The organism is Haloarcula sp. H-GB4 (assembly GCF_030848575.1).
Taxonomy (GTDB): Archaea; Halobacteriota; Halobacteria; order Halobacteriales; family Haloarculaceae; genus Haloarcula.
Genome location: NZ_JAVDDX010000001.1, coordinates 854,124 through 877,846, shown reverse-complemented (window position 1 = coordinate 877,846; position 23,723 = coordinate 854,124). Strand labels below are relative to the sequence as shown.

The window sequence follows — 23,723 nt, the reverse complement described above, 5'->3', positions numbered from 1 at the left end:
CACCAGCTAGCTTTCGTCCAAGACGACCGGGACCCCGCGTTTGGCGACGTCCTCGGCAAACGCACCGGAGTCCGCTTCCAGCGACTCAAACGTGTTGTAGTGCATCGGCAACACGAGGTCAGGGTCCATCTCTTCGGCGAGATCAGCGGCCTCGTGGCGGTTCATCGTGTAGTTCTTGGCGATAGTGGGGACGAACAGCGACACGTCGAGTTCGGCGTGGCCGTCCAGTACGTCGGTGTCGCCGGGCCAGAACACGCGGGTGTCGTCCAGCGAGACGAGGAAGCCACAGCCGATGCCCCTCGGGTGGATGGGGCTGCCGTCGTCTTTCACATTCCGGCCGTCTTCGTGGTTGTACGCCGGCATGGTCCAGATTGGGACATCATCGACCAGCACGTCGGCCTCCATCGACACCTTGCGGACCTCGTAGTCGAGATCGGCGAGGCGGTCGAGGTCGCGGTCGGTGGCGTGGACGTTGATACCCTCGAACGCGACGACAGTGGCGTCCTCACTCGCGACGCGGCGGATGCCATCGGGGTCGTAGTGGTGGATGTGAGTCACACAGACGATGTCGCCGTCCTCGGGGGCGTAGTCCTGCGTCGGCGGGTGGCCGATGCCGGGCGTGTCTGGCTCCCACTCTCCGGTGAGGACGCCGTACCGACCGGGGTCGAAGTAGACGACCGTGTCCTCGCCTTCCAGCCGCAGGGTCGCGTAGCCGAGCCACTCCGCAGTGATGCCGTCGTGTCTGACTGTCATGAACGGTTGTTCTTGGAGACGCCCATTACGCGTGTCGGTCCGTCTCGAAACAGCCCCAGTGGCGCTACTGTGACTCGGCTAGCCGCTCGACCCGCGCCAGCGAGTCGGCGCTGTCAGGCGTCTTGTCCGCGCGGACCGAGAGGAACCGCGGGAACCGAAGCGCGTAGCCCGAGGCGTAGGACTGCGAAGCCTGTATCTCCTCGTAACCCACCTCGAAGACGACCGCCGGTTCGAGAGTTACGTCGCGGCCATCCTCGCGTCGGATGTGGGTTTCGAACCGCTCGGTCAGGTCGTCCAGTTCCTCGTCGGTGATACCGGTCGCGACGTTGCCGACGGTGGCGTAGCTGTCGTCAGTTCGGACAGAAAGCTCGAATGAGCCGAGCACGTTCGCCCGGCGACCCTCGCCCCACTCCGCGCCGGTGACGACGCAGTCAAGCGTCTCTACGTCGGGTTTGCGCTTGCGCCAGTGCTTGCCCCGCTTCCCTGGCGAGTAGGCTGCGGTCGGGTCTTTCAGCATGATGCCCTCCCGTCCGGCGGCGAGGGCCGCCGTTTCCAGGTCTTCAATCTCATCGGGGTCGTCCGAGAGCCACATCTGGGAAACGACATCGTTGTCAGCCGGGAACAGCGATTCGAGGCGGTCATGTCGGGTCTCCAGTGGGGCGTCGAGCAGGTCCTCACCGGCGGCGTGCAGACAGTCGAAGGCGTGCAGGCGGACAGCCACGTCTTCGCGTGCCGCGGCCACATCGTGTTTCCGGCGGAAGCGCCGCAGCACCTCCTGAAACGGGAGCGGGTCGCCGTCGGCGTCGACCGCGACCACTTCGCCGTCGAGGATTGCCGGTGCGTCCAGCGTCGACTCGACGGTATCGACGACCTCCGGGAGCGGGTCTGTGACTTCCTCCATGTTCCGAGAGAACAGCCGCGCGTCCTCGCCGTCGAAGTGGACCTGCACGCGAGCGCCGTCGTACTTCCACTCGACCGCGGCGCGGTCCCAGTCTTCGAGCGCGCCAGCGACCGTGCCCGCCTGTGCCAGCATCGCCTGAACGGGGCGACCGATTTCCAGCGTGATGGTCGCCAGTCCGGACTTGCCCTCGTCGCGGGCCACTTCGGCGACCATGCCATAGTCGTTTGACACCTGTACGGCTCGTTCGACGGACTCGACCGGCACGTCGAAGGCCGCCGCGACGGCGTCCCGAACCGTCCCCTCGCCGACGCCGATACGCATCTCCGAGAGGACGAGTCGGGCGAGGTAGCCGGCCTCCGTCGACGAGCACCGCGAGAACAGGCCAAAGAGAATGTCGACTTTTGTCCCTTGGCTTCCGCTGCCGTCGACAGCGGCCAGCTCCCGTAGCTCGGCGTCGAGTTCCGCGACGGTCAGCGCGTCGTCTCCTCCGCCACCAGCGCCGAACGCGGCGAGTCCTTGCTGACCGCCGAGATCGTAGCTGGCTGCGACGGCTCCGATCTCACCCATGTCGGCCAGGCGCTTCTCCACGTCGTCAGCGCTGATGTTCTGACCGGCCGCCCGGGCAATCGCCTCGTAGCAGAGCCGCGGCCCGATGTCGAGCGTGCGGGACTCGTAGGCCGGAAACACCCGACCCTGGACGAAGCGAGCGAGCGTCGAGAGGTCCGGCCCCGCGTCGGTGAACAGGTCGGTCACCGCCTCGGTTATCGCGGTGTCGGCGCTCTCGGCTTCTATTGCTTCGGCACGGTCGGCGAAGGCGGCGAACTCCATCAGCGCCTCCTACCCGATTGGGCACTGTAAATCCAGCGTCACTCGACCGTGTACTCGACGGTGACGTTCTCGCCAGCCGTCGACGACGCATATGGCCGGTCTGGAGCCCCCGAACTGTCGCCGAAGCGGTAGTCGAGTTGCTGGTTCCCGTTGGTGTCCTGATGGGCGACGAGCACGAGCGACTGGCCGGTTGACGGCGGCCTGTCAAGCGTTATCTGTACGTCACTGTGGGACCCCGAAGGGAGGTATTCAGAGGTCCCTAAGACTTTGCCGTCCTCCTCGAACCCCCGAACGATGATGAATCCGCCCTCCGAAAGAGACGCTGATTCGACCGTTATCTGGTCACCGGAAACGGCTGGGCTGGTGACCGTCATCGACGCGACCGGCGAGGACAGCAGGATGAACGCGATGTACGCGACACCCAGCAAAATTGCGGCGTGTTTCGCGCCGTCCTTGAGCGTGCCCTCACCGAGTTGGCCGCCAATGAAGCCGGTCAGGACTGCCTGAATGAGGGCAGTGTGGAAGAAAACAAGCGTGTACGCGGCCTTATCGACGCGGCCGAAGCGAGCGAACTGGTCGACGCTGACGCCGAGACGGTTCGATTCTCCGGCCGGCGTCGGCACACTGGAGGGCAAACTCGGGACGAGCACTTCCTGCACGGCGACGATGATGACCAGAAACACCAGGAAGGCGACGTAAATGACGACGAGGTAGGTGAGCATTTGCTGGCGTCGCCGTCGTTTCAGCCGGAGGTCGGCCCGCGACTGGGTCGCCGCGATGCGGAACACCTGGCCGAGCTGGCCCGAGGCGTGCATCGCGTGGGTCAACAGTGTCACGATGCGCGTAATCGCCGTCGTCTGGACCCGGCGACCGAACCGGACGAGCGCGTCATCGACGTTCGCGCCCATCCTGATGTCAGCCCAGATGCGGTGCATCTCTTCGGTGAGCACGCCGAGGTCACTGCCACGAACACGGCGGAGGCTCTCCACGACGGTCATCCCGGCTTCGTTCAGGCTCGCCAGCCGTTCAAGCAGATCCGGCGTCGCGTCCTCGATACGGGACAGCCGCTGGGTGTAAATGAACCGAACTAGCGCGAACGGCCCCAGGATAAGGAGGACTGACTGGATGACGAGGTCGTCGAGGAGACGGATGTTGACCGTCGACGCCTGAAACGCCGCCGGGGCGCGGACGACCAGCAACACTACTGCGACGGGCACGGTGAGATAGAGGACGTACACCGGGTTCCAGACCAGCGATTGAATCGGAGAGCTGAGCAGTTCGCGAAGCGATTTCACGCGGTCATGGAACCTGAGCCGGTGCCAGTTCGCCTCGTCGGCTGGGACGACGCCGCCGTCGGTCAGGCTGAGAGGGCCAGACCCCAGACTGGGTTTCCCCAGCGTCGCCGTTTCGTACCGGTCCAGAATATCTGTCGTCCCTCCGTTCCCGATGCCCAGCGACTGGAGCTTGCTATCGAGATACACCATGAAGCCGACGTTAGCCAGCGGGATGACGAGATACGCCATCGACTGCAACAGCCAGAGCGTGTCCGTCGTCGTCAGGCCGAACACAAGGAGAATCGTCATCAGGAAGAGGACGGCGGCGACGAACACGGTGACGTACGCCTCGGCGACCGTGGCCAGCCGCTCCAGTAGGTCTTCCTGCCGCTCAGCGGCCTGCTCCTGATGGCGCTCGTACTGCTCGCGGAGGAACGGGGCCAGCGACTGGCCGCTCTGGAGGACGCTGGAGAGGTTCTCGGTGAACGTCTTGAACTGTTCGCTGGGAGTCCGCCGGGAGACGTGTTCGAGCGCCGTGATCATGTCCCGGCCGAACAGGTCCATCTCCCGGACGGCGACACCGACTTCCTTCGCCGTGTCGCCGTAGATTTCCTGGTTTCGGGCCAGCACACGCATCACGTCGGGGAAGGACATTCCACCGCGGGAGAGCGCGTACATGAAGGCGATGGTGCGGGCCATCCCCTCGTCGATGTTCCGGCTCCGCACGTCCGCCTGATTTTTCAGTCGCTCCCAGCGGTAGAGGTACGTGAGTCCGGCCGTTGCTGCACCCGAAAGCACGCCGCCGCCGATGAGGATGTAGAGCGTCTGTGTCGGCGTCAACACGAGCTCGAACGTGCGCAGGCCGAAGGCAGTCACCATCGTCGAGGGGAGTCCCTGTGCGAGGTTCACCAGTGCCGGCAGAATCAGCAGAAAGCCGCCGATAGCGTACGCGCCAGTAATAGCGCCCCCAACGGCTCCGACACAGGCGTACACCAGCGTCCTAGCGGCGTAGCCGCGGTACGTCTCATCGACGTATGCGGCTTCGAGCTGGCGTTCGCGTTTTGACGACTGGCCCACGTACCGGCCGAAGAGCCGTCGGGACAGCCGCGTGACGTTGCGGTCGAAGCGCTCGTTGACAGTGCTGTAGCCGACCAGCCCAAGAATTCCGACGACGACGGCGAGCGGTGCCAGACCGAGCGGGTTCAGCGCCATGTCAGGCTATCGCGTCGTCGTCGATGTTTGCTATGACCTGCTCTTTGTCCGCGTAGTACTTGTTGACCATCGCCGTGAACTTCCGGTAGTCGGTGATGCCTTCGGACTGGAGATAGCGGAGGAACCGCTGGCGGTTGCGGAGTTCGGTCAGGAGTTCCGACTGCGTCCAGCCGCGCTCCTCCCTGATTTCGTCCAGTAGCTCGCTGTTGTTCTCGGAGAAGCGGTCCTCGGTGGCTCGCCAGTTGTACGTCGTCGAGTAGTCCAGTTCACCGGTCCGCTGGTCGATGCCCTCGATTTCGGCGAGCGTCTTTGCACGGCGGACGCGCTCGTCACCCGAGCGGGCCAGCACCTGCACACAGAGGATATCGAGGCTCTGAACCATCGGTCGTGGGACGTTGATCGGCTCGTTCTCCAGCCGATTGATGACCGTCTGGACCGAGTCCGCGTGCATTGTCGAGAAGGTCGTGTGGCCAGTGTTCATCGCCTGGAACAGCGTGATAGCTTCCTCGCCACGAACCTCGCCGACGATGATGTACTCGGGACGGTGCCGCAGCGCGGACCGTAGTAGGTCGTACATCGTGATGTCCGAATCGTCCAGTCGCTCACGGGTGACCGAGGAAAGCCAGTTATCGTGATACAGGGATAGCTCACGGGTGTCCTCGATTGAGAGTACTTTCGACCGGGGCGGGAGAAACATTGCCAGCGCGTTCATCGACGTGGTCTTGCCGGCCGCCGTGCCGCCGGCGAAGATGAGCGACTTGTTGGACTCGATTGCCAGCCAGAGATACGCCAGCATCTCGACGGAGAATGTGCCGTACTCCAGCAATTCGATAGGTGTGAACGGCTCGTCGGCGTACTTCCGGATGGTGAACGCGGAGCCGCGCGGGGTCACTTCTTCGCCAAGCGCCAGTTCGATACGGGAGCCGTCCGGGAGCGTCGTCGAGACGACGGGGTCCGAAACGGAAACGTGTCGCCCCGAGCGCTGGGCCAGCTGGATGACGAAGTCGTTCAGTTCGTCGGCGTCGTAGACGATGTTCGTCTCGATGTCCGTGTAGCCGTCGTGGTAGACGAAGATGGGAAGGTTCGCCCCGTCACAGGAGATGTCCTCGATGTCCGGATCGTGCATCAGAGGGTCGATGTGTCCGTAGCCCTGGAAGGAGCGATGCAAGTAGTAAAACAGGCGGTAGAACGTCTCTGGCTCGATGACGACGCCATACTCCTCCAGTCTTGCTTCGAGTTCCTCGGCGAGGACGCGCTCCGGGTCGGTGTCCACATCGTCGCGGTAGATGAGCGGGATGCGGATATCCTCGAACAGGCGGTCGAGCAGTTCTCGCTCGATGTTGCTCAGCGACGGCTCGACGACGTGATACAGGTGTTCGTCGCGGTCGGGGTCGTGGTTGATAGAGGCGAAGGCGAAGGGAGCATTCAGCCAGTAGCGGTCGACCTCGTTGTAGCCGTCCAGCCCGTCGAACTCGACCAGTGTCCCGTGGCGACTGGGGTCGTAGTTCGCCGTCGGAACTGCTGACCCGCTCAGCACCGTCGCGGTCCGCGAGAGCCACGACTGGATGTGGCCGAGCGGGTCCGAAACGAAGTCACCGGGTTCGGGAGATTCTGGGTTCGACATCGGTGGGTCAGTGGGGAGCACACGGTGCTCCGCGGAATATACCTCTGCTATCGTATCCACCTACTTAAATTCGCTCGCCAAATTATCAGGAGTATAATCGCCAGCGGTCGGACGAACGGGACCGGACTGGCTGTCACGCGCGGTCGACGGTCAGCAGCAGATAGGCGAACACGAGCGCGACAAGCGCCCCGATGGGGACGGTGATGCCGGGAAACGACGTGATGAACAGCCCGCTGGCAGCGAGCGTGAGGACGCCAACAAGCCCGAGTAGCCCGCCGAACACTCGTACCGGGTCCACAGGAAGGGCGGCCTCAACGCGGTCCTCAGCGGCGTAGTAGTAGAGGCTGAGACCGAGCGGGAACAGGAAAACGAACAGGGCTGCGACCCCGAGTGTTCCGGCGAGCGTGAGCGGGTCCGACTCCTGGAACGCGGCGACCTGCCACGCCCAGAGAAATGGCCGCTCTCCGGGGAGGGTCGCTCCGAAGATGAACTGGAACCGGAACGGGAGAAAGCGAAGCCCGACGACAGTGACCCCCTCGATCTCGAACAGCGACACCGACCACGGAGCCAGTCCCACGAGCCACGTCGCAAGCACCGCGAACTCGCCCGCGTACTCTGATTTCACCCAGGCCATACTACTGTCAGAGGGTAGGCCGGTCCGGTAAAAGCTACCGATACCAACAGTCGGTGCGCCGTTACGTTCATTTGGCCGGGCCACGTACCTGTAAACACCGGAATGAGGCGTGATTACTTCACCGTCGACATCCAAGCTTCGGCCACCGACAACGACGACCCCACGATCGCGATTGTATACGATGGGCCGACAGGAGAGCTCCGTGAACGCCTCAGCAAAGTAGACGGCGGCACACTCGATGGCGAGGAGATCGACGTGACCTTCCGCCGCCAGCCAGAGAGCGACGGCGTGCTCTCGCTGACGAACCGACTCACCGGCGAGTACGTCTTCGAGGCGACAGCACCGACGGCGGACATCGACGCACTTGTTTCCGCTGCGGACGCCCAAGAAGACCCACAGTTTACAGTCCGCCTCACCGACGGCGAGGGCGAGTCGCGGACCTACGAGCTACGGACGCTGCTCGTCTACGACCACGATGGGAGCCTCCTGCGCGGGCAGAGCCTGATACCCGGCAGCGTTGAGCTGTAAGCCGTCTCCGCGCTGCTAGACCCGCTTACCAATCGCCGGAAGAACCTGCGTGACATCCGCACGAAGCACGTGCGCCGCATTCGTGTCACGCGGCGTCTCCTCGTAGTTTATTACGACCAGCGTGCTGCCCGCTTCTGCCGCGATTTTCGGCAGGAGCGACGCCGGCTGGACCGACAGGGACGACCCCACAGCCAGAAACACGTCGCTGTCCCGGGCGAGGCGCTGGGCTTCGTTCATCGCCACGTCGGGCATTGGTTCGCCGAACAGCACCACATCGGGCCGGTAGACGCCGCCACAGTCACAGCGCGGCGGCAAGTCGCTGCTTTCGGCGGCCTGTTCGAATACCGCTTCCGCGTCCCGTCGGTGGCCACAGTCGTCACAGACCACGCGCCGATGGGTTCCGTGCAGTTCGACGACCCGGTTCGTCCCGGCGGCGTCGTGCAGCCCGTCGATGTTCTGCGTGAGCACGGCGTCGAGGTGCCCCGCAGATTCGAGTGTCGCCAGTGCCTCGTGGGCGGCGTTAGGTTCGGGATCTATGTCGCCGTAGATAGCCTCCCGAAGCGAGAGCCGGTCCGCCCAGAAGCCCGCTGGGTCGGCATCGAGCCGACGGCGGTGGAAATCCGCCGGATCGTGGCGTTCCCAGATACCGTCGTCACCTCGAAAGGAGGGGATGCCCGACGCTGTCGAGACGCCTGCACCGGTGAGCGCGACAGCAGTTTCGGCGGTGCGAAGCGCATTAGCCACAGCATCAAGCGTATCGCCATCAATATCGTCGATTCCGTGCCTGTCGTCGGCCATGTGCTCGCTTTGGAGTCTGAGGCTGTGGGTCTATCGGATTGAACCCGACAGCGAGGACACCCGCGGACGCGCCCTCGTGTTCTGAGTCTCCGTACTGCATCCATGGCACTGCGTACGCACAGCTCGCTCTCGCCACCCACAGTAAACTGGGACTAGCCCCGCTTGGTCGCAGGAAGAGAAACGGACGGATTTAAATCGCCACCGCTCGCCTTTCTGCATGACATGCGCTTGCACGAATACCAGGCGAAGCAAGTCTTCGCTGACGCGGGCATCCCGACGCCCGCCTCGCAGCTGGCCAAGACAGTAGATGAGGCCGTCGACGCGGCCGAGGAAATCGGATATCCGGTCGCCATCAAGGCACAGGTCCACGTGGGCGGCCGCGGTAAGGCCGGCGGCATCAAGCTCGTCGAGTCAAAGGAAGAGGCTCGCGAGGCCGCCGAGGACATCATCGGGATGGACCTCAAGGGCTACCACGTCTCGACGGTGCTCGTCGAGGAAGCCGTCGACTTCGTTAACGAGCTGTACGTCGGCGTGACGATGGACCGCGGCGAGGGCCGCCCGGTCGCAATGGTCTCGACGAAAGGTGGCGTCAACATCGAGGAGGTCGCCGAGGAGGACCCCGACGCCATCGCCCGCGAGCACATCGACCCCGCGTTCGGAATGCACCCGTTCCAGGCCCGGAAAGTCGTCTACGAGGCTGGCGTCGACCGCGAGGTCGCAAACGACGTTGCGAGCGTCCTCACGACGCTGTACCAGCTCTGGGACGACCGCGACGGCGCCGACACGGAAATCAACCCGCTGATGATTACCAGCGACAACGAGGTCATCGCGGCCGACGCCGTCATGAACGTCGACGGTGACGCCCTGTTCCGCCAGCCCGAAATCGCGGAGATGGGCGAGGAAGCAGCAGAAGGCGACGAACTCGAACAGAAGGCCGACGAGTACGGCTTCGACTACGTCCGACTCGACGGCAACGTCGGTATCATCGGCAACGGTGCGGGCCTCGTGATGACGACGCTGGACCTCGTCGATTACTACGACGGCGAGCCCGCCAACTTCCTCGACGTTGGTGGCGGCGCGAAAGCCGACCGCATCGCCAACGCGCTCGATATGGTGTTCTCCGATGAGAACGTCGATTCCGTCGTGTTCAACATCTTCGGCGGTATCACCCGTGGCGACGAGGTCGCCAACGGCATCAATCAGGCGCTGGAGCAGTTCGACGAGATTCCGAAGCCAGTCACCGTCCGACTCGCGGGGACCAACGCAGAGGAGGGAATGGAGATCCTGAACGAGGATCTGGTGACAGTTGAGCATACGCTGGAAGACGCCGTCCAGCGTGCGGTTGAGTACGCAAAGGAGGTGGAAGCATGAGTGTTCTAGTCGACGAAGACACGCGCGTCGTTGTACAGGGAATCACCGGCGGTGAAGGGAAGTTCCACACCGAACAGATGCTGGAGTACGGCACGAACGTCGTCGCCGGCGCAGTGCCCGGCCGCGGTGGGCAGGAAGTCGCCGGTGTGCCGGTGTTCGACACCGTGCAGGGCGCAGCTCGCGAGGCCGACGCGAACGCCGCCGTCGTGTTCGTCCCGCCGGCCTTCGCCGGCGACGCCTGCTTCGAGGCGCTCGATGCGAAGGGTATCGACCTCGTGGTCGCCATCACTGAGGGCATCCCGACGCAGGATATGGCCCGGGTCTACCGCAAACTGCAGGAGACCGACACGCATCTCGTCGGTCCGAACTGCCCCGGCGTCATCACGCCCGGTGTCGCCAAGCTCGGTATCCTCCCGGGGAACATCTTCTCCGAGGGGAACGTCGGTCTCGTCTCCCGTTCGGGGACGCTGACCTACCAGGTCGTCGACAACCTCACCAACCGCGGTATCGGCCAGTCGACGGCCATCGGTATCGGCGGCGACCCCATCATCGGGACGGACTTCATCGGCGCGCTCGAACAGTTCGAGGCCGACCCCGATACCCACGCCGTCGTGATGTGCGGCGAAATCGGCGGCGAAGACGAAGAGGAGGCCGCGCGCTTCATCGGCGAGCACATGGACACGCCGGTCGCCGGCTTCATCGCCGGCCGTACCGCGCCACCCGGAAAGCGCATGGGTCACGCTGGCGCTATTGTCTCCGGCTCCGGTACCGGGACCGCACAGTCGAAGATCACCGCGCTAGAGGACAACGGTGTTCCAGTCGGTGACACGCCTGAGGAAGTCGCCGACCACGTCGAAGACCTGCTGTAGGGCACCGTCGGTTTCTTATCGCCTGTTTTCGTAGTGTTACCAAATGACGCCTGCTCGTGGCACCGTCTATCTCGTGGCCGGTACCGAAGCGACTGATCTGGCTAAGACACTCTCCGAAGCACTGACCACGGACAGGACAACAGCCGAGGCCGCCCGAGACACGAGCACTGTACAGGACCGGCTGAACGACGGGGACGTCAGAGGTGTCGTTCTCGGTGACGACGGTGAGTACGACGGGGTTGCGGTATTCGAGGAACTGCGGGCAGGCGGGGCCGAGATTCCGATTGTGCTTGTCGGGACCGACCCCGAGCCGGACCGGGTCACCGAAGCGCTCCGGGCCGGCGTCACTGATTATGTGACCGCAGAAGCGCCGGCATCCCTGCTAGCCGCGAAACTTGAAGCGTACGCAACCCGGTGGCCGACGGACTGGCGGGTCGGTGCCGGACAGTGGGACGAGATTTCGAGCGGCATCTCCCACGACGCGAAGAACCCACTGAACGTTGTCATGGGCCGGTTAGAGCTACTGGACATTGGTGAGCCCCATGAAGACGCATTGCTTCGGTCCGTCGACCGAGTCGAGTCGCTGCTGACCGATCTCTCTCGCATCGGAAGCGTCGCGTGTCCCGTCTTAGAAACCGATTCGCTTGCACTGGCTGACGTAGCCACTGAAGTCTGGGCCGCAGAGAGCTACGAGAATGCGACGCTGGAAGTGGTGACTGACGTGTCTGTCGACGCCGAAAACGACCGACTACAGTTACTCCTTCGCGAGCTGTTCGACAACGCGGTCACACACAGCAAGGAACCCGTAACCGTCACCATCGGTGCCACCGAGGCTGGGTTCTACGTGGCCGATGACGGCCCGGGGATTCCCGAATCGGACCGCAGTGAAGTGTTCGACCAAGGTTTCGGGACAACGCGGGAAGGAGAGGGATACGGACTGTTCCTCGTCGACACGGCGGCGAGAGCCCACGGGTGGACCGTGTCGGTCGGCGAGAGCAAATCTGGTGGCACGCGGATCGACGTGACGACAGCCTAGCCGTCGAGGCATCAAAGACATGTGGACCTCTTGGAGACAGTGGCTACGGTGTCTGACACCGAACTGGCTGTTGCCGAGATGTGTACATCGCTAGTCAGTTCTGTCAACCATTACTGTCCAAGATGTGAGATGTATGTGATGCCGAAAACCGACGGACGGCGGCCGACCCGAACCTTCCGTCAACGGAAAGAAGCGGCCGTGAACGTTCCGGTATCGCTATAAGGGATGAATCAGTATTTCCGAATATGCCTCATATTTGTCGGAACTGTAAGCGGACCTTCGGCACAGAACTCGAACTCGAACTCCACCGCGACACATGTTCGGACGGACAGCTCTACTGTGACGAATGTGGCGACCGATTCACCGAACGAGCGGCCACGGAAGATGGCTGGCACTATCGATGTCCGAATGACGACTGTGACGGCACCGGCATCGACGACGACATTCATAAAGTATCGGACGCACGCGTGACCAAGCAGTAGCTGGCAAAGAACAGGCCGGGACGGCAACTGTCGGACGACAACGCCGGAGCAGATGTCGAACGCCCGTTCAGTTGGCCAGCAGCGGTAAATGCACGCCTAACAAACCAATGCGGAAGTGACAGACCCAGATCGCCGCTCAGATCGCCTGCCAGCCCTTATTCAGGGAGTTGGGTGGTTCCTCCTGCTCGGAGGCGTGGGTACCTATTTTTATTTCTCTGACGCTGGACTGCCAGTCCTTTTTACTGCAGATTTTGTGGTCAGTATGCTGGTAATCGTGCCGTTTGCAGCGGCGATCATCGTCGGCGGGTTCTGGCTCGGCAACTCGAAGATCGGTCCGGATCGGTATCGACGTATCGGGGTCTGGTTCGCTGGCGGACTCGTCTCTTTTCTACTGTTGAATGTGGTGATGATTTTCACCTGGCCGACAGGGTCGCTGGGTGAAGACATCGGCTGGGCACTGTTCGCGGCTGACGTCGGCGGCGCTGGTGGCCTCATGATGGGTATCTTCGAGGCGCGAGCGATATCCCGGGCTGTCGAGGCCGAGCGACATCGACTCCACCGGGAGGCCATCGAGCAGCGCAACGAACGGCTCGACGAGTTCGCCGCCGTTGTGGCACACGACCTCCGGAACCCGCTCAACGTCGCGTCCGGGCAGGTCGAACTCGAGCGAATGGACCGCGACTCGAAGCACCTGAAGGCGGCTGCAACAGCGATGGACCGAATGGAGACACTCATCGACCGGACCCTAACGCTGGCCCGGAGCGGGCACGTCATCAGCGAGACGGAGACCGTTGCTCTCGGGGAACTGGTCGACAGCTGCTGGGAGGCCGTGCCGACGATGGGCGCGACGCTAGAAAACGAGGTGACAGCCGTCATCGACGCCGACCCGGATCGGCTCCGCCACCTGTTCGAGAACCTGTTTCGGAACGCTGTGGAGCATGGTTCTACAGGCAGTCAAACGGGGTCCGATGACAGTGTCGAGTACGGGTCCACAGGCGGGCAGTCACCGTCAGCGGACACCCTCGACCGTGGCAGTGCTGACCTGACGATTCGTGTCGGCGAGATGCCTGAGGGATTTTACGTTGCCGATAACGGCTCCGGAATCCCGTCGGAAAAGCGTGATGCGATACTCGACGACGGCTACACTACCACCGACGGCGAAGGTGGGCTGGGGCTGGCAATCGTCCAGCGCATCGTTGAAGCCCACGGCTGGGAGATCGACGTGACTGAAAGCGACGGGGGCGGGACACGCTTCGAGATTACGAACGTCACGGAGACGGATGGATTCAACGGAGAGGCCTACACGCGCTCGAAGACACCGATACAGCCCTGATGAGTCAGCGCGGTCGCTGCCTATGCCTCGCGTTGCTGTGCCAGAGCGGCGATCCGCTGGCACGCTCGGGCACACACCGGGGCGTAGCCAGTCGCCAGCGGGGGAATTTCGAATCCGACGACGGAGCCGCCAGCCCGTTCCTCAGCGAAGTGACCAGTCGCTGGGAGCCGTGCAACGTTCCACGTCCAGCGGTACGGCGTACACGCTGTCACTTCAAACGGGAGCCACACCGCACCAGCAACGCGAACGCGGCCGGTCGTCCCGTCGTCGATATACCGGGTCACTGTTTCGACGGCTGTGACAGATGGCCCCCAGTCTGCCCAGCAGTCGGTGTCGGTCAGGACGTCCCACACAATGTCGACCGACGCGTCGACGTCGTGCCGGACGAGAAGGCGTCGTCCGTCCGGTGTTTTCTCAAACGAAACGCTGCTCGTTCCCAGTTCGAGTGCCATTATCAGAAGCAATAGGCCGGAGCCAAGGTATAGGTTAGTTCACTCATAATCAATCGGCAGATGATTGACGCCCGTGATATTCGGAAGGAGTACGGCGGTTTCGTCGCTGTACAGGGCAGTTCGTTTTCGGTCGACCGCGGCGAAGTGTTCGGTATCATCGGGCCAAACGGGGCCGGCAAGACGACGACGCTGAAGATGCTTGCGGGCCTGCTGGAGCCAACGAGCGGCTCCGCCGAGATAGCGGGGCTCGATACTGAAACCGCGGAGATGCGCCAGCAGCTGGGCTTTCTGCCCGAGGAATCACCGCTGTACGAGGAGATGACGCCGATCTCCTACCTGAAATTCTTCGCCGATCTGTACGACGTGGACCCAGATGTGGCCGAGGAACGGATGCACGACACGCTGGACGAACTGGAACTCGAACACCGCGACCGGAAGCTCGGCGACATGTCCAAAGGAATGAAACGGAAGGTCGCCATCGCCCGCTCCCTTATCAACGATCCCGACGTGCTCATCTACGACGAGCCGGCGTCGGGGCTGGATCCGCTGACGACGAACTACGTCATCGAGTTCACTGAACAGTTAGCGAAGGAGGGCAAAACCATCGTTTTCTCGGCGCATAACCTCTTTCACGTCGAATCGATCTGTGACCGGGTCGTCATAATGAACGAAGGGGAGATCGTCGCTCGCGGCGATCTCGACGAACTCCAAGCCGAGTACGGCCACACGCGGTATCACGTCTACACGACAGTCGACGTGCCCGACGCAGTGCAGGAGAACGGATCGTACAAGCGGGTCGTCGAGAGCATGGACGCCGTCGAAGCAACGCGGGAACAGGCGGAGTCAAACGGCGGTGATGTGGTGGACATACGGACGGAAGAGTCCAGTCTGGAGGAGGTGTTCCTCAACGTCGCCGAGGCCGGCACTCGCGGCACGCGGTACGTCGAGGAGGACGCGGAGTAGATGCAACTGGATAAGCTCCTGCGTGTTGCGAGGTGGGAGGTGACAAAAAACGCTGGTGGCGTCGACAAGCGAACCATCGTCGTGATGGCGCTTTCCCTCGTTGCGATGGGGGCGGTCGCAGCAATAGCCGTCAGTGGTGGCACCGGTGCGGGGATGGACGACGGCATCTACCGGATCGGCGTTGACGACGACAGTCCGTACTACGGCGTCGCAGCCGATGACTCGACGTTCGATATCCGTGAGCCAGACCCTGCTGCCGTCGAGCGACACCAACAGGAACTCCTGTACCGGGGGACCCAGCTACAGAGCGTTCCACGGACGGCCAAAGAGCGGGCCGCACTCACTGAACTCCGCGACAGCACGGCGCAGTACAACGACCGTACACTCGCTCAGGATGACAACCAGACCGCCGCCTTCCCCGTTTCTGTGACGCTTGTCTACGAGCAACAGTCGGGAAGCAGTCAGCTTGACCCCCGGAGTGACGACAGCAGCGATGGGTCGAGTTCCTCGGACGGCAGTGAGACAAGTACCGGCGGCAGTGGTGACGGTTCGGACACGGGCGGTTCTGGTGGGTCAGCCGCGAGCGGCGGGGGTGACGGCGGAACCGCCGGCGGCAGCGGTGCGAACCTCGGCGCTATCGGCGCACGATTGACCGGCGACGTGCAGGGCGGCACCCCCTCTGACATTTCGCCGCCGTTCCCCTTCGAATCGCTCGTGCTCGCTTTCCTCTACATCGTGCCGATGAACTTCGTCATCCAGGCCTACGGCTCATCGATGCTCTCAGAACGGTTGAACCGCCGCGGTGAACTCCTGCTGGTGACGCCAGCCTCGCGGGGCGACATCATCGGCGGCAAGACGCTTCCGTACCTCGCGGGCGCTGTCGGGGTGGCGACGCTCATCACCGCTGCGCTGCGGTTCGGGAACATCGCGCCGGCAGGGAGTTATGTCGCGGTGCTGGCAGTGATCCCGCTCGTCGTTCTCTTCCTCTCGGCGACGTTCTGTGGGGCGATGTTCGCCCGCTCGTTCAAGGAACTCACCTTCGTAACGGTGACGATAACGGTGACGCTGACATCCTACGCGTTCGTCCCGGCCATCTTCACCGACGTGACACCGATCGCGCTCATCTCGCCGCTGACGCTGGTCGTGCTCGACCTGACTGGCCAGTCGGTCGGGCTCTCGTCGTTCGTTTTCTCGACGGTCCCGCCGCTGCTGACTGGACTGGTGCTATTCGGTCTGGGAGCCGGTCTCTACCGGGAAGAAGATATGTTCACTCAGCGGCCGATTCCGCTGAAAGTGCTCGATGCGCTGGCCGGTGGTATCAACTCCCGCCGGAGCGCGCTGAAGATGAGTATCGTCCTGTTGCCACTGGTCATCGTCGCCGAACTGGCAGCCATCGCGTTCCTGTTCGTCCTCGATTCGGTGTCGCTGAACGTCTTCGGGACGAACCAGTCGCTCGGTATCGTGCTGGTGCTCGGCGTCATCGTCATCATCGAGGAACTGGCAAAGAGCCTGCACGTCTACGCCGGCTACGAGCACGCCCGTTACGAGCGGACGCTCTGGTCGGCACTCGGCATCGGTGCGCTCTCCGGACTCGGCTTCTTCATCGGGGAAAAAGGGATGCTTATCGCTAGGCTCTCAGACCTGGAAAGTCTCCCCATTGGAGAAGCCGCTCTGCAGGGCGCAACGTTGCCCGCCGGCCTGCCGCTGTGGGTTGCTGGGCTCCTGTTCCTGCTTCCGCTGGCGTTGCACACGGTGACGGCGGCCATCTCATCCGTCGGCGCGAGTCGCGGGCGACGGGCCTACGTCGCTGCGCTAACCGTGGCTATCGTGATTCACTTTGCCTACAACTTCACGGTGGTGAGTACCCTTGTCTGAGGACCGCCCCCTCTGGCGCGACCCACGGGTCGTCGTGGCCCGGCGGGACATCCGGTCGCTCTCCCGCGAGAAAACGATCGTGCTGGCGTTGCTCATTCAGCTATTCGTCGCGGGGTTCTCATCGTTCCTCGTCGTCGGTCTCACGTCGCTGTACGACCCAAGCTCGGTCGCAGCCGGTGAGGTGGAGATGGCCGTCACCGGCGATGCCCGCGAGGAACTGGAGGCCGCGGCCGCTGAACAGGACGGGACCAGCGTCACGGCCTTCGAAAACGAGGCCGCCGCACAGCGGGCGTTCGACCAGCGTCAGGTAGATGCAATACTGCGCGGTGAGTACGTGCCGTCGACACGCGGGCCGGGGGAGCAGATACAGGTCACTGCCGTTGTCCCCGAGGGAAGCATCCGGTCGACGCTCATCGTCGTCGAAGTACGCCGGGTCCTCAGCGGCTTAGAGCGCCAGGAGCGACTGGAGCGGACGCCGTATCTTGACAAACCGCCCGTACCGCTCCCAGACACTGTCAGCGCGAGCCAGTACTTCGGGTTCACCTACACCATCCTGATTCCGCTGTTGCTGTTCCTCCCGCCGTTCATCAGCGGCTCGGTGGCCGTCGACACCGTCACCGAGGAGATCGAGCGCGGGACGATGGAACTGCTCCGTGTGGCCCCGGTGTCGCTGCTTGACATCATCGACGGGAAGGCGCTCGGGATGGTGTTGCTTGCCCCCGCACAGGCGCTCATGTGGCTTGCGCTGCTGTCGACGAACGGTATCGCCGTCTCGAACCCGGCGGCGATTCTGCTATTCATCACGGCAGTCACCGTCGTCGTTGTGACGCTCGGGGTCGTGCTGGGCATCACGCTCCAGAACCGTCGCCCGGCGCAGCTGCTGTTCTCGGTGCTTACCCTCGTGCTCTTTGGCGGAGCCGTGCTCCTCCCGGAACACCCGGCAACGACGGTGGCGAAGCTTGCGGTCGATAGTCCAACCCTACTGACCTACAGCCACGTCGGCGGGGCGGTCCTGCTTGCGGTCGCCGGCTACGCCGCCGCCAGAGTGTACATCGGGCGATTCGCAGCTGAGTCACTGTAACCGACGGCGAACCTTTTTCGCCAGCGCGAACGCGAACCTGAGTATGGAGTACACGACACTCGGGTCGACTGGCATGGAGGTCAGCCGGCTCTGTCTGGGCTGTATGAGCTTCGGAACCTCGGAGTGGCGCGACTGGGTGCTCGACGAAGACGAGAGTCGCGAGGTTATCGAGCGGGCCATCGACCTCGGCATCAACTTCTTTGACTCGGCCAATATGTACTCGATGGGCGAGTCCGAGCGCGTCCTCGGGACCGTCCTCGACGACTACGACCGCGACGGGCAGGTCGTGGCGACGAAAGGGTACTTCCAGATGGACGAGGACAACCCCAACTCCGGGGGGCTCTCGCGGAAAGCCATCGAGCAGGAACTGTCGAACTCGCTGGACAGGCTCGGAATGGACACCGTCGACCTCTATCAGATCCACCGCTGGGATTACGACACGCCCATCGAGCAGACGCTCCGGGCGCTGGACGACGCCGTCAGACGGGGCCAGGCGCGCTACGTCGGCGCGTCGTCGATGTGGACCCACCAGTTCGCAGACGCGCTTCGGACGAGCGAACGCGAGGGGCTGGAACGGTTCGAGACGATGCAGAACCACTATAATCTGCTGTACCGCGAGGAGGAGCGCGAGATGCTGCCGCTGTGTGACAAAGAGAACGTCGGCGTCATCCCGTGGAGTCCGCTGGCCCGGGGCTATCTCACCCGTCCACACGAGCAGGTCGAGGAGACGGTCCGAGGTGAGACGGACGATTACGCCCGCGAACACCCCTACTACGAGGGCAACGGCCGTGAGGTCAACGAGCGCGTGCAGGAACTGGCCGACGAGTACGACGCCTCAATGGCACAGATAGCGCTGGCCTGGGTGCTCGACAAGGAGTGGGTTGACGCACCGATTATCGGCACGAGTAGCCTCGAACACCTTGAAGAAGCCGTGGCGGCGCTCGAAATAGACCTCTCGGAGAGCGACGTGGAGTGGCTGGAAGCCCCCTACGAGCCAGTTCGGGTATCAGGCCACGAGTAAGCCGCCGAAACGGTTAATATGTTGTATGATTAATTGCTAGCTTGAGGAAAGGTAACAATGACCAACGCTCGGGGGCCGAGCAGTGAGACACTTGAGGAGACGACGGACAGTAGCACCTGCGTCTGCTCGATAGGCACCGCGGTCGAACACTACATGACCGGGATACTGGGGCTCGTCGCGACGCTTGTCGTCGGTGTGCAGGCGTATCCGTGGCTTCAGTCTGCCGCCGATACCACAGCGTATCTCGGGTCGACGTGGCTGGTGTTTAGCCTCGCCGCCATATGGCTCGTCTGCTGGATCGCACTGGAAGTCGCCTGGGAATGGCGTGCCGGGCGCGTGCACTTGCTGTAGCGGACAGTCAGTCGCGAACGCCAGCCGCGACTCGTTGCATCCCTTCGAAGTCGTCGTCGGAGTAGGCGATGAGTCGCACGTCTGTCATGGAGTCAGGCTGGTACTCGTCGATAACAGCGCAGATGATGCTGATCCCCTCCTCGAAGTCGAAGCCAGCGATGCCACACCCGATGGCCGGGAAAACGACTGACTCACAGTCCAGCGCGTCCGCCTCCGTCAGTGCGTTTCGGGTTGCGTTCCGGATGCTCTCGGCAGTCGACTGGCCGCCCGGTGGCATCGCGGCGGCGTGGATGACGTACTCAGCGTTGAGGTCATAGGCGTCGGTCGTGGCAACACCACCGAGGTTGACCGGCCCTTTCGCGACGGCCTCGTCGTTCAGGCCCGACCCAGCTGCGCGCTTGAGCGCTCCGGCAACGCCGGAGCCCATTCGTAGGCTGGTGTTCGCCGCGTTGACCAGTGCGTCCGCCGACTGTGCAGCGATGTCGCCCTGGATTACCTCGAACTCCATACGCGATGCTGGGAGTGGGACTGACAAAGTTTTAGTGCCGGTGCGGCCGGCCACTTCTGTTGGTATCTGTCACCGCACCCCACGACAGGCAGAAACCGGTCTAGTCCCTACAGATAGACATGGACCTGCTGACGATGACATGGCGGGACGTGGGGTTCATGCACTGGCCAGTCGAGCCTGACAGTGTCCAGAGGACACTGCCGGACGGGCTCGATGTCGACACGTACGACGGGCAGGCCTGGCTCAGTGTGGTCCCATTCCAGATGGCGGACATCAGACCGCGCGGCAGTCCGATCGGGCGGTCCTTCGGCGAGCTAAATCTCCGGACCTACGTGATCGCCGACGGGACGCCGGGGGTGTACTTCTACAACCTTGACGCCGACGACCGTCTCAGCGTGACGCTGGCCCGGCGGCTGTTCCAGTTGTCCTACTACCAAGCGTCGATGCAGGTCCGGACAGGCGGCGACAGCGTCGAGTTCCGGAGCCGTCGAACCAGTTCACGGGCACCGTCGGCGGATTTCCACGCCACCTACGAGCCGACTGAGCCGCCGTCGACACCCGAACCGGGCTCTGTGGAGTCGTTCCTGGTGGAGCGGTACCGCTTCTACGCCGCGAGTGACAACGGGACGGTGTATTACGCCGACATCGACCACGAACCGTGGCCGCTCCAGCGTGGACAGGCAGATATCCAGACAAACGGTCTGTTCGCCGCGTCGGGGTTCGACAGACCCGACGGCGACCCACTCGTCCACTACTGCGCCGAGATTCCGGTGACTGCGGGGCGGCTCCACCGGCTTGACGGGGTCGCCCAGTACACTGATTAGCGTGTCGGCCCCAGTGAGGATGTGGTTGCCCTCCGTCCGCTACAGGTCCCGTTAGACGACGTGTGCTTCTGTCACTGGCCGGTCTCCGAAGCAGCGGTGCAGGCGGCAGTCCCCGACTGGCTCACCGTTGAGACGACCGACGGCGACGCCTGGGTGTCGGCCGTTGTGGCAACTGTCGACCGCGTCGAGACGTTTGGTATCGAGGTCGCTGGGCCGTCTGAGTTGCTCACGGTTCGGACCTATGTCCGCGGCCCGACCGGTCAACGCGGGGTCTGCGTGCTCGGGTTGTTCGGTGACGACAGGCGGACGGCGACAGCGGTCTCGGAACTGTTTCGCATCACGGTTGGTGATGCTGTCCCGCGAACGCTCCCGACGGCCGACCGCCGACGTGTCCTCGACGCTGGCGACCGCCGGTTGTTCGAGTGTCGGTACACGACTGATGGTGAACCAGTAGCGATTCCACCGGACTCGCTGGCCTCCTTCCTCGTCGACCGGCAGCGTTACTTCACAACGGGGCGCTTTGGGACACAGCTCGTGGGCAGCGTCGGCCATGACCCGTGGCGACTCGACCGTGTTGACGCAACTGTAACCGGCTCTATGCTCAAATTGTTTGATATATCAGCCTGTAACTCGGCCCCACTGGTCCATCACAGTCCTGGCCTCCGCGTTTCGATTGCCCCACCGGTACCGCTTTAGCCGGGACCAGCGGGCAACCTAGCTCCCTTGAAATATAAGTACGGACAGACCGTTTGGGGAACAAGGACCCTGCCGCCCATATGACATCTGAAACTAATATACGAACGCTTGTTGTTGACGACAGCGATTTTTTCGCGGAGATGACCGCTGATACGCTCACGCAACAACACGGCATTGAGTCCGTCGCGGCAAACAGCGCTGCGGAAGCGCTGGAACGGCTCGACGGGGGCGGGTTCGACTGCGTCGTCAGTGACTACGAAATGCCCGAAATGGACGGGCTGGAACTCCTTGAGGAGATCAGAGAGACAAACCCGTCTATCCCGTTCATCCTACTGACCGGGCGTGGGGACGAAGAGACGGCGAGCGCTGCTATTGCGGCGGGCGTCGCCGATTACCTCCTGAAGCTCGAAGTCGTCGAAGACAAACAGTACGGTCGGCTGGCAAACCGGATCCAAAACGTCGTTTCGCAGGAACGTACCCGCAAGAAGTTCGAGTCACTTGTTTCGGACTCACCGGACGGTATCGTCCACCTGACGACGGACGGAACCATCCTCTCAGTGAATCCCTCGATGGCACGCAGACTGAGTGCCGACCCTGATGCGCTCGTCGGCCAGAAACTGAGCGCAGTGATGGACAGCGAGGCGGCCAGCCAGCGTCTCGAAGCCGGGAAAAGCGCGGTCGAAAACGGGACCGCGACACGCTCTGAGGACGCCGTCGGCGGCCGACATTATCACAATCAGTATATCCCCGTCGACAGCCATCGCAAGTCAGATACCTTCCAACTGGTCTCACGCGATATCACTGAACGTGTCGAACGCCAGCGCGAACTGGAACGCCAGAACGAGCGACTCGAAGAGTTCGCTAGCGTCGTCAGTCACGACCTGCGGAACCCGCTGAACGTCGCTCAGGGCGCTGTTGACCTGCTCACGGAGCCAGACGATAGCGAGGAGGCCGAACTGGTCGCCAAGATCGACCGGTCGCTGGACCGGATGGGCTGTATCATTGAGGACGTACTCACGCTGGCACGGCAAGGCCAGACAGTCAGTGACCCACAGGAGACGGAGCTGTCAACGCTGGCGTCGACCGCGTGGACTTGGATCGAGGCGGAACAGGCCTCCATGTCGGTCGAATCGAGTACGAAACTCGCCGCCGACAGCGGGCGCGTCCAAGACCTGCTGGCGAACCTGTTTCGGAACGCCATTGAACACAACGACGGCGACGTCGAAATAATGGTCGGACTACTGGACTCCGGCGACGGCTTCTACATCGCAGACAACGGCGAAGGTGTCGAAGGCGACGCTGATGACGTGTTCGAGATGGGCTATTCCTCGACGAAGGACGGGACTGGATTCGGTCTAGCTATCGTCGAGCAAGTGGCTGAGGCCCACGACTGGGAAGTGTCACTGGTCGAGAGCGACAGCGGCGGGGCGCGATTTGAAGTGACAGGCGTCGAACTGTACAACTGAGACGGACTTTTCACTGCCGGGTTCCGAGTAGTGGTAATGACAGTTTCGGGGGCTATCATCGACCTGGACGGAACGGTATACCACGGAGACACGCTGTTGCCGGGTGCGGCGTCGGCAATTGATGTGTTCAGAGAGTGCGGCCTGGGAATCTGCTTCTTCTCGAACAACCCTATCCACGACGGGAGCGAGTACGTCGAACGACTACGGGGGATGGGTGTCGACGCCCGCGAGGGCGAGGCCTGTTCCTCCGGCGTCGTCACTCGCGAGTACCTCAACACGTCCCATGCGGGTGACGACGTGTTCGTCATCGGGAGTGACCCGCTCCGCAATATGGTCATGGGGACAGAGGCACAACTGGTCGAAGACCCTGCCGAGACTGACGTGTTACTGGCCTCCTGGACGGACGGCTTCCACTACCACGACATGGTCGACGCGCTTCGGGCCGTCGACGACGACACCGTCTTCCTCGGGACTGACCCGGACCGGACGTTCCCTGGAGAAGACGGCGCCCCCGTCCCCGGTTCCGGGGCGATAATCAACGCCGTCGCCGGCGTCATCGAGCGGGATCCAGACCGGATACTCGGTAAACCATCAGAGATTGCCGTTCAGGCGGCGCTGGAACGGCTGGACTGTGCCCCGGCAGAGTGTGTTATCGTCGGCGACCGACTGGAGACAGATATCGCGATGGGCGAGCGGAACGGGATGACGACCGTTCTCGTCCGGACTGGCGTCTCCAACGAGAAGTCGCTGGAGCGGAGCGCTGTGACGCCCGACTACGTCATCGACTCGCTGGGGGACATCGAAGAAGTGCTGGCGTCGCTCGACGCGTGACACAGAGTTGGT

23 protein-coding genes are annotated in these 23,723 nt (G+C 63.0%); 15 read left to right on the top strand and 8 right to left on the bottom strand.

All coding sequences use genetic code 11. The features are described from left to right. Positions 1–6: 6 nt before the first annotated feature. From RBH20_RS04680 to RBH20_RS04660, 5 genes are all read right to left on the bottom strand, one after another. Positions 7–753: an MBL fold metallo-hydrolase gene (locus tag RBH20_RS04680; RefSeq protein WP_306706030.1), complete on the bottom strand. Its 747-nt coding sequence runs from the start codon at positions 751–753 to the stop codon at positions 7–9. A 64-nt stretch (positions 754–817) separates the two neighbouring features. Then, positions 818–2,482 (bottom strand): ATP-dependent DNA ligase LigA, encoded by a 1,665-nt coding sequence (gene ligA / locus RBH20_RS04675; protein ID WP_306706028.1) that lies wholly within the window; start codon positions 2,480–2,482, stop codon positions 818–820. A gap of 38 nt (positions 2,483–2,520) precedes the next feature. Then, on the bottom strand, positions 2,521–4,968 hold the full coding sequence (locus tag RBH20_RS04670) for a type II secretion system F family protein (RefSeq protein ID WP_306706025.1): 2,448 nt from the start codon (positions 4,966–4,968) through the stop codon (positions 2,521–2,523). A 1-nt stretch (position 4,969) separates the two neighbouring features. Beyond that, positions 4,970–6,592 carry a type II/IV secretion system ATPase subunit gene (locus RBH20_RS04665; protein ID WP_306707474.1) on the bottom strand — a complete coding sequence of 541 codons (1,623 nt, stop codon included), beginning with the start codon at positions 6,590–6,592 and terminating at the stop codon, positions 4,970–4,972. Positions 6,593–6,725: 133 nt separating this feature from the next. Then, on the bottom strand, positions 6,726–7,226 hold the full coding sequence (locus tag RBH20_RS04660) for a TIGR04206 family protein (RefSeq protein WP_306706023.1): 501 nt from the start codon (positions 7,224–7,226) through the stop codon (positions 6,726–6,728). A 102-nt stretch (positions 7,227–7,328) separates the two neighbouring features. On the opposite strand from RBH20_RS04660, the gene RBH20_RS04655 reads away from it, so the two are divergent. Further along, a complete protein-coding gene (locus tag RBH20_RS04655) occupies positions 7,329–7,754 on the top strand; it encodes a DUF5793 family protein (protein ID WP_306706021.1) in 426 nt (141 codons plus the stop codon). 15 nt (positions 7,755–7,769) lie between these two features. Here the strand turns inward: RBH20_RS04655 and RBH20_RS04650 are convergent, their stop codons facing one another. Next, on the bottom strand, positions 7,770–8,552 hold the full coding sequence (locus RBH20_RS04650) for an NAD-dependent deacylase (protein WP_306706019.1): 783 nt from the start codon (positions 8,550–8,552) through the stop codon (positions 7,770–7,772). 222 nt (positions 8,553–8,774) lie between these two features. Between RBH20_RS04650 and sucC the strand changes: the two genes are divergently transcribed. From sucC to RBH20_RS04625, 5 genes are all read left to right on the top strand, one after another. After that, positions 8,775–9,923, top strand: a complete 1,149-nt coding sequence (gene sucC / locus RBH20_RS04645; RefSeq protein ID WP_306706017.1) for an ADP-forming succinate--CoA ligase subunit beta — start codon at positions 8,775–8,777, stop codon at positions 9,921–9,923. Further along, positions 9,920–10,792, top strand: coding sequence for a succinate--CoA ligase subunit alpha (sucD, locus tag RBH20_RS04640; protein ID WP_170097961.1), 873 nt, complete (start codon positions 9,920–9,922; stop codon positions 10,790–10,792). Before sucC ends, sucD begins: the two co-directional genes overlap by 4 nt. Positions 10,793–10,835: 43 nt before the next feature. Further along, a complete protein-coding gene (locus RBH20_RS04635) occupies positions 10,836–11,828 on the top strand; it encodes an ATP-binding protein (RefSeq protein WP_306706014.1) in 993 nt (330 codons plus the stop codon). A gap of 245 nt (positions 11,829–12,073) precedes the next feature. Further along, positions 12,074–12,310 carry a hypothetical protein gene (locus RBH20_RS04630; protein ID WP_004593153.1) on the top strand — a complete coding sequence of 79 codons (237 nt, stop codon included), beginning with the start codon at positions 12,074–12,076 and terminating at the stop codon, positions 12,308–12,310. 262 nt (positions 12,311–12,572) lie between these two features. Continuing rightward, positions 12,573–13,643, top strand: coding sequence for a HAMP domain-containing sensor histidine kinase (locus RBH20_RS04625; protein ID WP_306706007.1), 1,071 nt, complete (start codon positions 12,573–12,575; stop codon positions 13,641–13,643). 20 nt (positions 13,644–13,663) lie between these two features. Here RBH20_RS04625 and RBH20_RS04620 read toward each other — a convergent pair whose 3' ends face one another. Continuing rightward, positions 13,664–14,095, bottom strand: a complete 432-nt coding sequence (locus RBH20_RS04620; RefSeq protein ID WP_306706005.1) for an SRPBCC family protein — start codon at positions 14,093–14,095, stop codon at positions 13,664–13,666. A gap of 60 nt (positions 14,096–14,155) precedes the next feature. Here RBH20_RS04620 and RBH20_RS04615 point away from each other — a divergent pair, with 60 nt between their 5' ends. Genes RBH20_RS04615 through RBH20_RS04595 form a run of 5 tightly spaced genes read left to right on the top strand, consistent with a single transcriptional unit; the run spans position 14,156 to position 19,386 of the window. Next, positions 14,156–15,058: an ABC transporter ATP-binding protein gene (locus RBH20_RS04615; protein WP_306706003.1), complete on the top strand. Its 903-nt coding sequence runs from the start codon at positions 14,156–14,158 to the stop codon at positions 15,056–15,058. Beyond that, entirely contained in the window at positions 15,059–16,933 is a 1,875-nt protein-coding gene (locus RBH20_RS04610) for a PrsW family intramembrane metalloprotease (RefSeq protein WP_306706001.1), read from the top strand. It begins immediately after the preceding gene. Beyond that, a complete protein-coding gene (locus RBH20_RS04605; RefSeq protein WP_306705999.1) occupies positions 16,926–18,014 on the top strand; it encodes an ABC transporter permease in 1,089 nt (362 codons plus the stop codon). Before RBH20_RS04610 ends, RBH20_RS04605 begins: the two co-directional genes overlap by 8 nt. 43 nt (positions 18,015–18,057) lie before the next feature. After that, complete coding sequence (locus RBH20_RS04600) at positions 18,058–19,035, top strand: aldo/keto reductase (RefSeq protein WP_306705994.1); 978 nt, start codon at positions 18,058–18,060, stop codon at positions 19,033–19,035. A gap of 57 nt (positions 19,036–19,092) precedes the next feature. Continuing rightward, positions 19,093–19,386 carry a hypothetical protein gene (locus RBH20_RS04595; protein ID WP_306705991.1) on the top strand — a complete coding sequence of 98 codons (294 nt, stop codon included), beginning with the start codon at positions 19,093–19,095 and terminating at the stop codon, positions 19,384–19,386. Between the two features lie 7 nt (positions 19,387–19,393). Here the strand turns inward: RBH20_RS04595 and RBH20_RS04590 are convergent, their stop codons facing one another. Beyond that, positions 19,394–19,894: a macro domain-containing protein gene (locus RBH20_RS04590; protein WP_306705989.1), complete on the bottom strand. Its 501-nt coding sequence runs from the start codon at positions 19,892–19,894 to the stop codon at positions 19,394–19,396. Positions 19,895–20,013: 119 nt separating this feature from the next. Here RBH20_RS04590 and RBH20_RS04585 point away from each other — a divergent pair, with 119 nt between their 5' ends. The 4 genes from RBH20_RS04585 (at position 20,014) to RBH20_RS04570 (ending at position 23,711) form a co-directional block, all read left to right on the top strand. Beyond that, positions 20,014–20,718: a YqjF family protein gene (locus RBH20_RS04585; protein ID WP_306705987.1), complete on the top strand. Its 705-nt coding sequence runs from the start codon at positions 20,014–20,016 to the stop codon at positions 20,716–20,718. Between the two features lie 21 nt (positions 20,719–20,739). Further along, positions 20,740–21,414: a DUF2071 domain-containing protein gene (locus RBH20_RS04580; protein WP_306705985.1), complete on the top strand. Its 675-nt coding sequence runs from the start codon at positions 20,740–20,742 to the stop codon at positions 21,412–21,414. 80 nt (positions 21,415–21,494) lie between these two features. Continuing rightward, positions 21,495–22,880, top strand: coding sequence for a response regulator (locus tag RBH20_RS04575; RefSeq protein WP_306705977.1), 1,386 nt, complete (start codon positions 21,495–21,497; stop codon positions 22,878–22,880). A gap of 36 nt (positions 22,881–22,916) precedes the next feature. Continuing rightward, a complete protein-coding gene (locus RBH20_RS04570; RefSeq protein WP_306705975.1) occupies positions 22,917–23,711 on the top strand; it encodes an HAD-IIA family hydrolase in 795 nt (264 codons plus the stop codon). Positions 23,712–23,723 lie beyond the last annotated feature (12 nt).

What these genes read in the sequence shown, in the direction of transcription:
- RBH20_RS04620 (WP_306706005.1), bottom strand. Translation starts at nt 14,095, where the DNA reads ATGGCACTCGAACTGGGAACGAGCAGCGTTTCGTTTGAGAAAACACCG.
- RBH20_RS04600 (WP_306705994.1), top strand. Translation starts at nt 18,058, where the DNA reads ATGGAGTACACGACACTCGGGTCGACTGGCATGGAGGTCAGCCGGCTC.
- RBH20_RS04680 (WP_306706030.1), bottom strand. Translation starts at nt 753, where the DNA reads ATGACAGTCAGACACGACGGCATCACTGCGGAGTGGCTCGGCTACGCG.
- RBH20_RS04595 (WP_306705991.1), top strand. Translation starts at nt 19,093, where the DNA reads ATGACCAACGCTCGGGGGCCGAGCAGTGAGACACTTGAGGAGACGACG.
- RBH20_RS04670 (WP_306706025.1), bottom strand. Translation starts at nt 4,968, where the DNA reads ATGGCGCTGAACCCGCTCGGTCTGGCACCGCTCGCCGTCGTCGTCGGA.
- RBH20_RS04665 (WP_306707474.1), bottom strand. Translation starts at nt 6,592, where the DNA reads ATGTCGAACCCAGAATCTCCCGAACCCGGTGACTTCGTTTCGGACCCG.
- RBH20_RS04610 (WP_306706001.1), top strand. Translation starts at nt 15,059, where the DNA reads ATGCAACTGGATAAGCTCCTGCGTGTTGCGAGGTGGGAGGTGACAAAA.
- RBH20_RS04655 (WP_306706021.1), top strand. Translation starts at nt 7,329, where the DNA reads ATGAGGCGTGATTACTTCACCGTCGACATCCAAGCTTCGGCCACCGAC.
- RBH20_RS04630 (WP_004593153.1), top strand. Translation starts at nt 12,074, where the DNA reads ATGCCTCATATTTGTCGGAACTGTAAGCGGACCTTCGGCACAGAACTC.
- RBH20_RS04625 (WP_306706007.1), top strand. Translation starts at nt 12,573, where the DNA reads ATGCTGGTAATCGTGCCGTTTGCAGCGGCGATCATCGTCGGCGGGTTC.
- RBH20_RS04635 (WP_306706014.1), top strand. Translation starts at nt 10,836, where the DNA reads ATGACGCCTGCTCGTGGCACCGTCTATCTCGTGGCCGGTACCGAAGCG.
- RBH20_RS04575 (WP_306705977.1), top strand. Translation starts at nt 21,495, where the DNA reads ATGACATCTGAAACTAATATACGAACGCTTGTTGTTGACGACAGCGAT.
- RBH20_RS04615 (WP_306706003.1), top strand. Translation starts at nt 14,156, where the DNA reads ATGATTGACGCCCGTGATATTCGGAAGGAGTACGGCGGTTTCGTCGCT.
- RBH20_RS04650 (WP_306706019.1), bottom strand. Translation starts at nt 8,552, where the DNA reads ATGGCCGACGACAGGCACGGAATCGACGATATTGATGGCGATACGCTT.
- sucD (WP_170097961.1), top strand. Translation starts at nt 9,920, where the DNA reads ATGAGTGTTCTAGTCGACGAAGACACGCGCGTCGTTGTACAGGGAATC.
- RBH20_RS04660 (WP_306706023.1), bottom strand. Translation starts at nt 7,226, where the DNA reads ATGGCCTGGGTGAAATCAGAGTACGCGGGCGAGTTCGCGGTGCTTGCG.
- sucC (WP_306706017.1), top strand. Translation starts at nt 8,775, where the DNA reads ATGCGCTTGCACGAATACCAGGCGAAGCAAGTCTTCGCTGACGCGGGC.
- RBH20_RS04570 (WP_306705975.1), top strand. Translation starts at nt 22,917, where the DNA reads ATGACAGTTTCGGGGGCTATCATCGACCTGGACGGAACGGTATACCAC.
- ligA (WP_306706028.1), bottom strand. Translation starts at nt 2,482, where the DNA reads ATGGAGTTCGCCGCCTTCGCCGACCGTGCCGAAGCAATAGAAGCCGAG.
- RBH20_RS04590 (WP_306705989.1), bottom strand. Translation starts at nt 19,894, where the DNA reads ATGGAGTTCGAGGTAATCCAGGGCGACATCGCTGCACAGTCGGCGGAC.
- RBH20_RS04585 (WP_306705987.1), top strand. Translation starts at nt 20,014, where the DNA reads ATGGACCTGCTGACGATGACATGGCGGGACGTGGGGTTCATGCACTGG.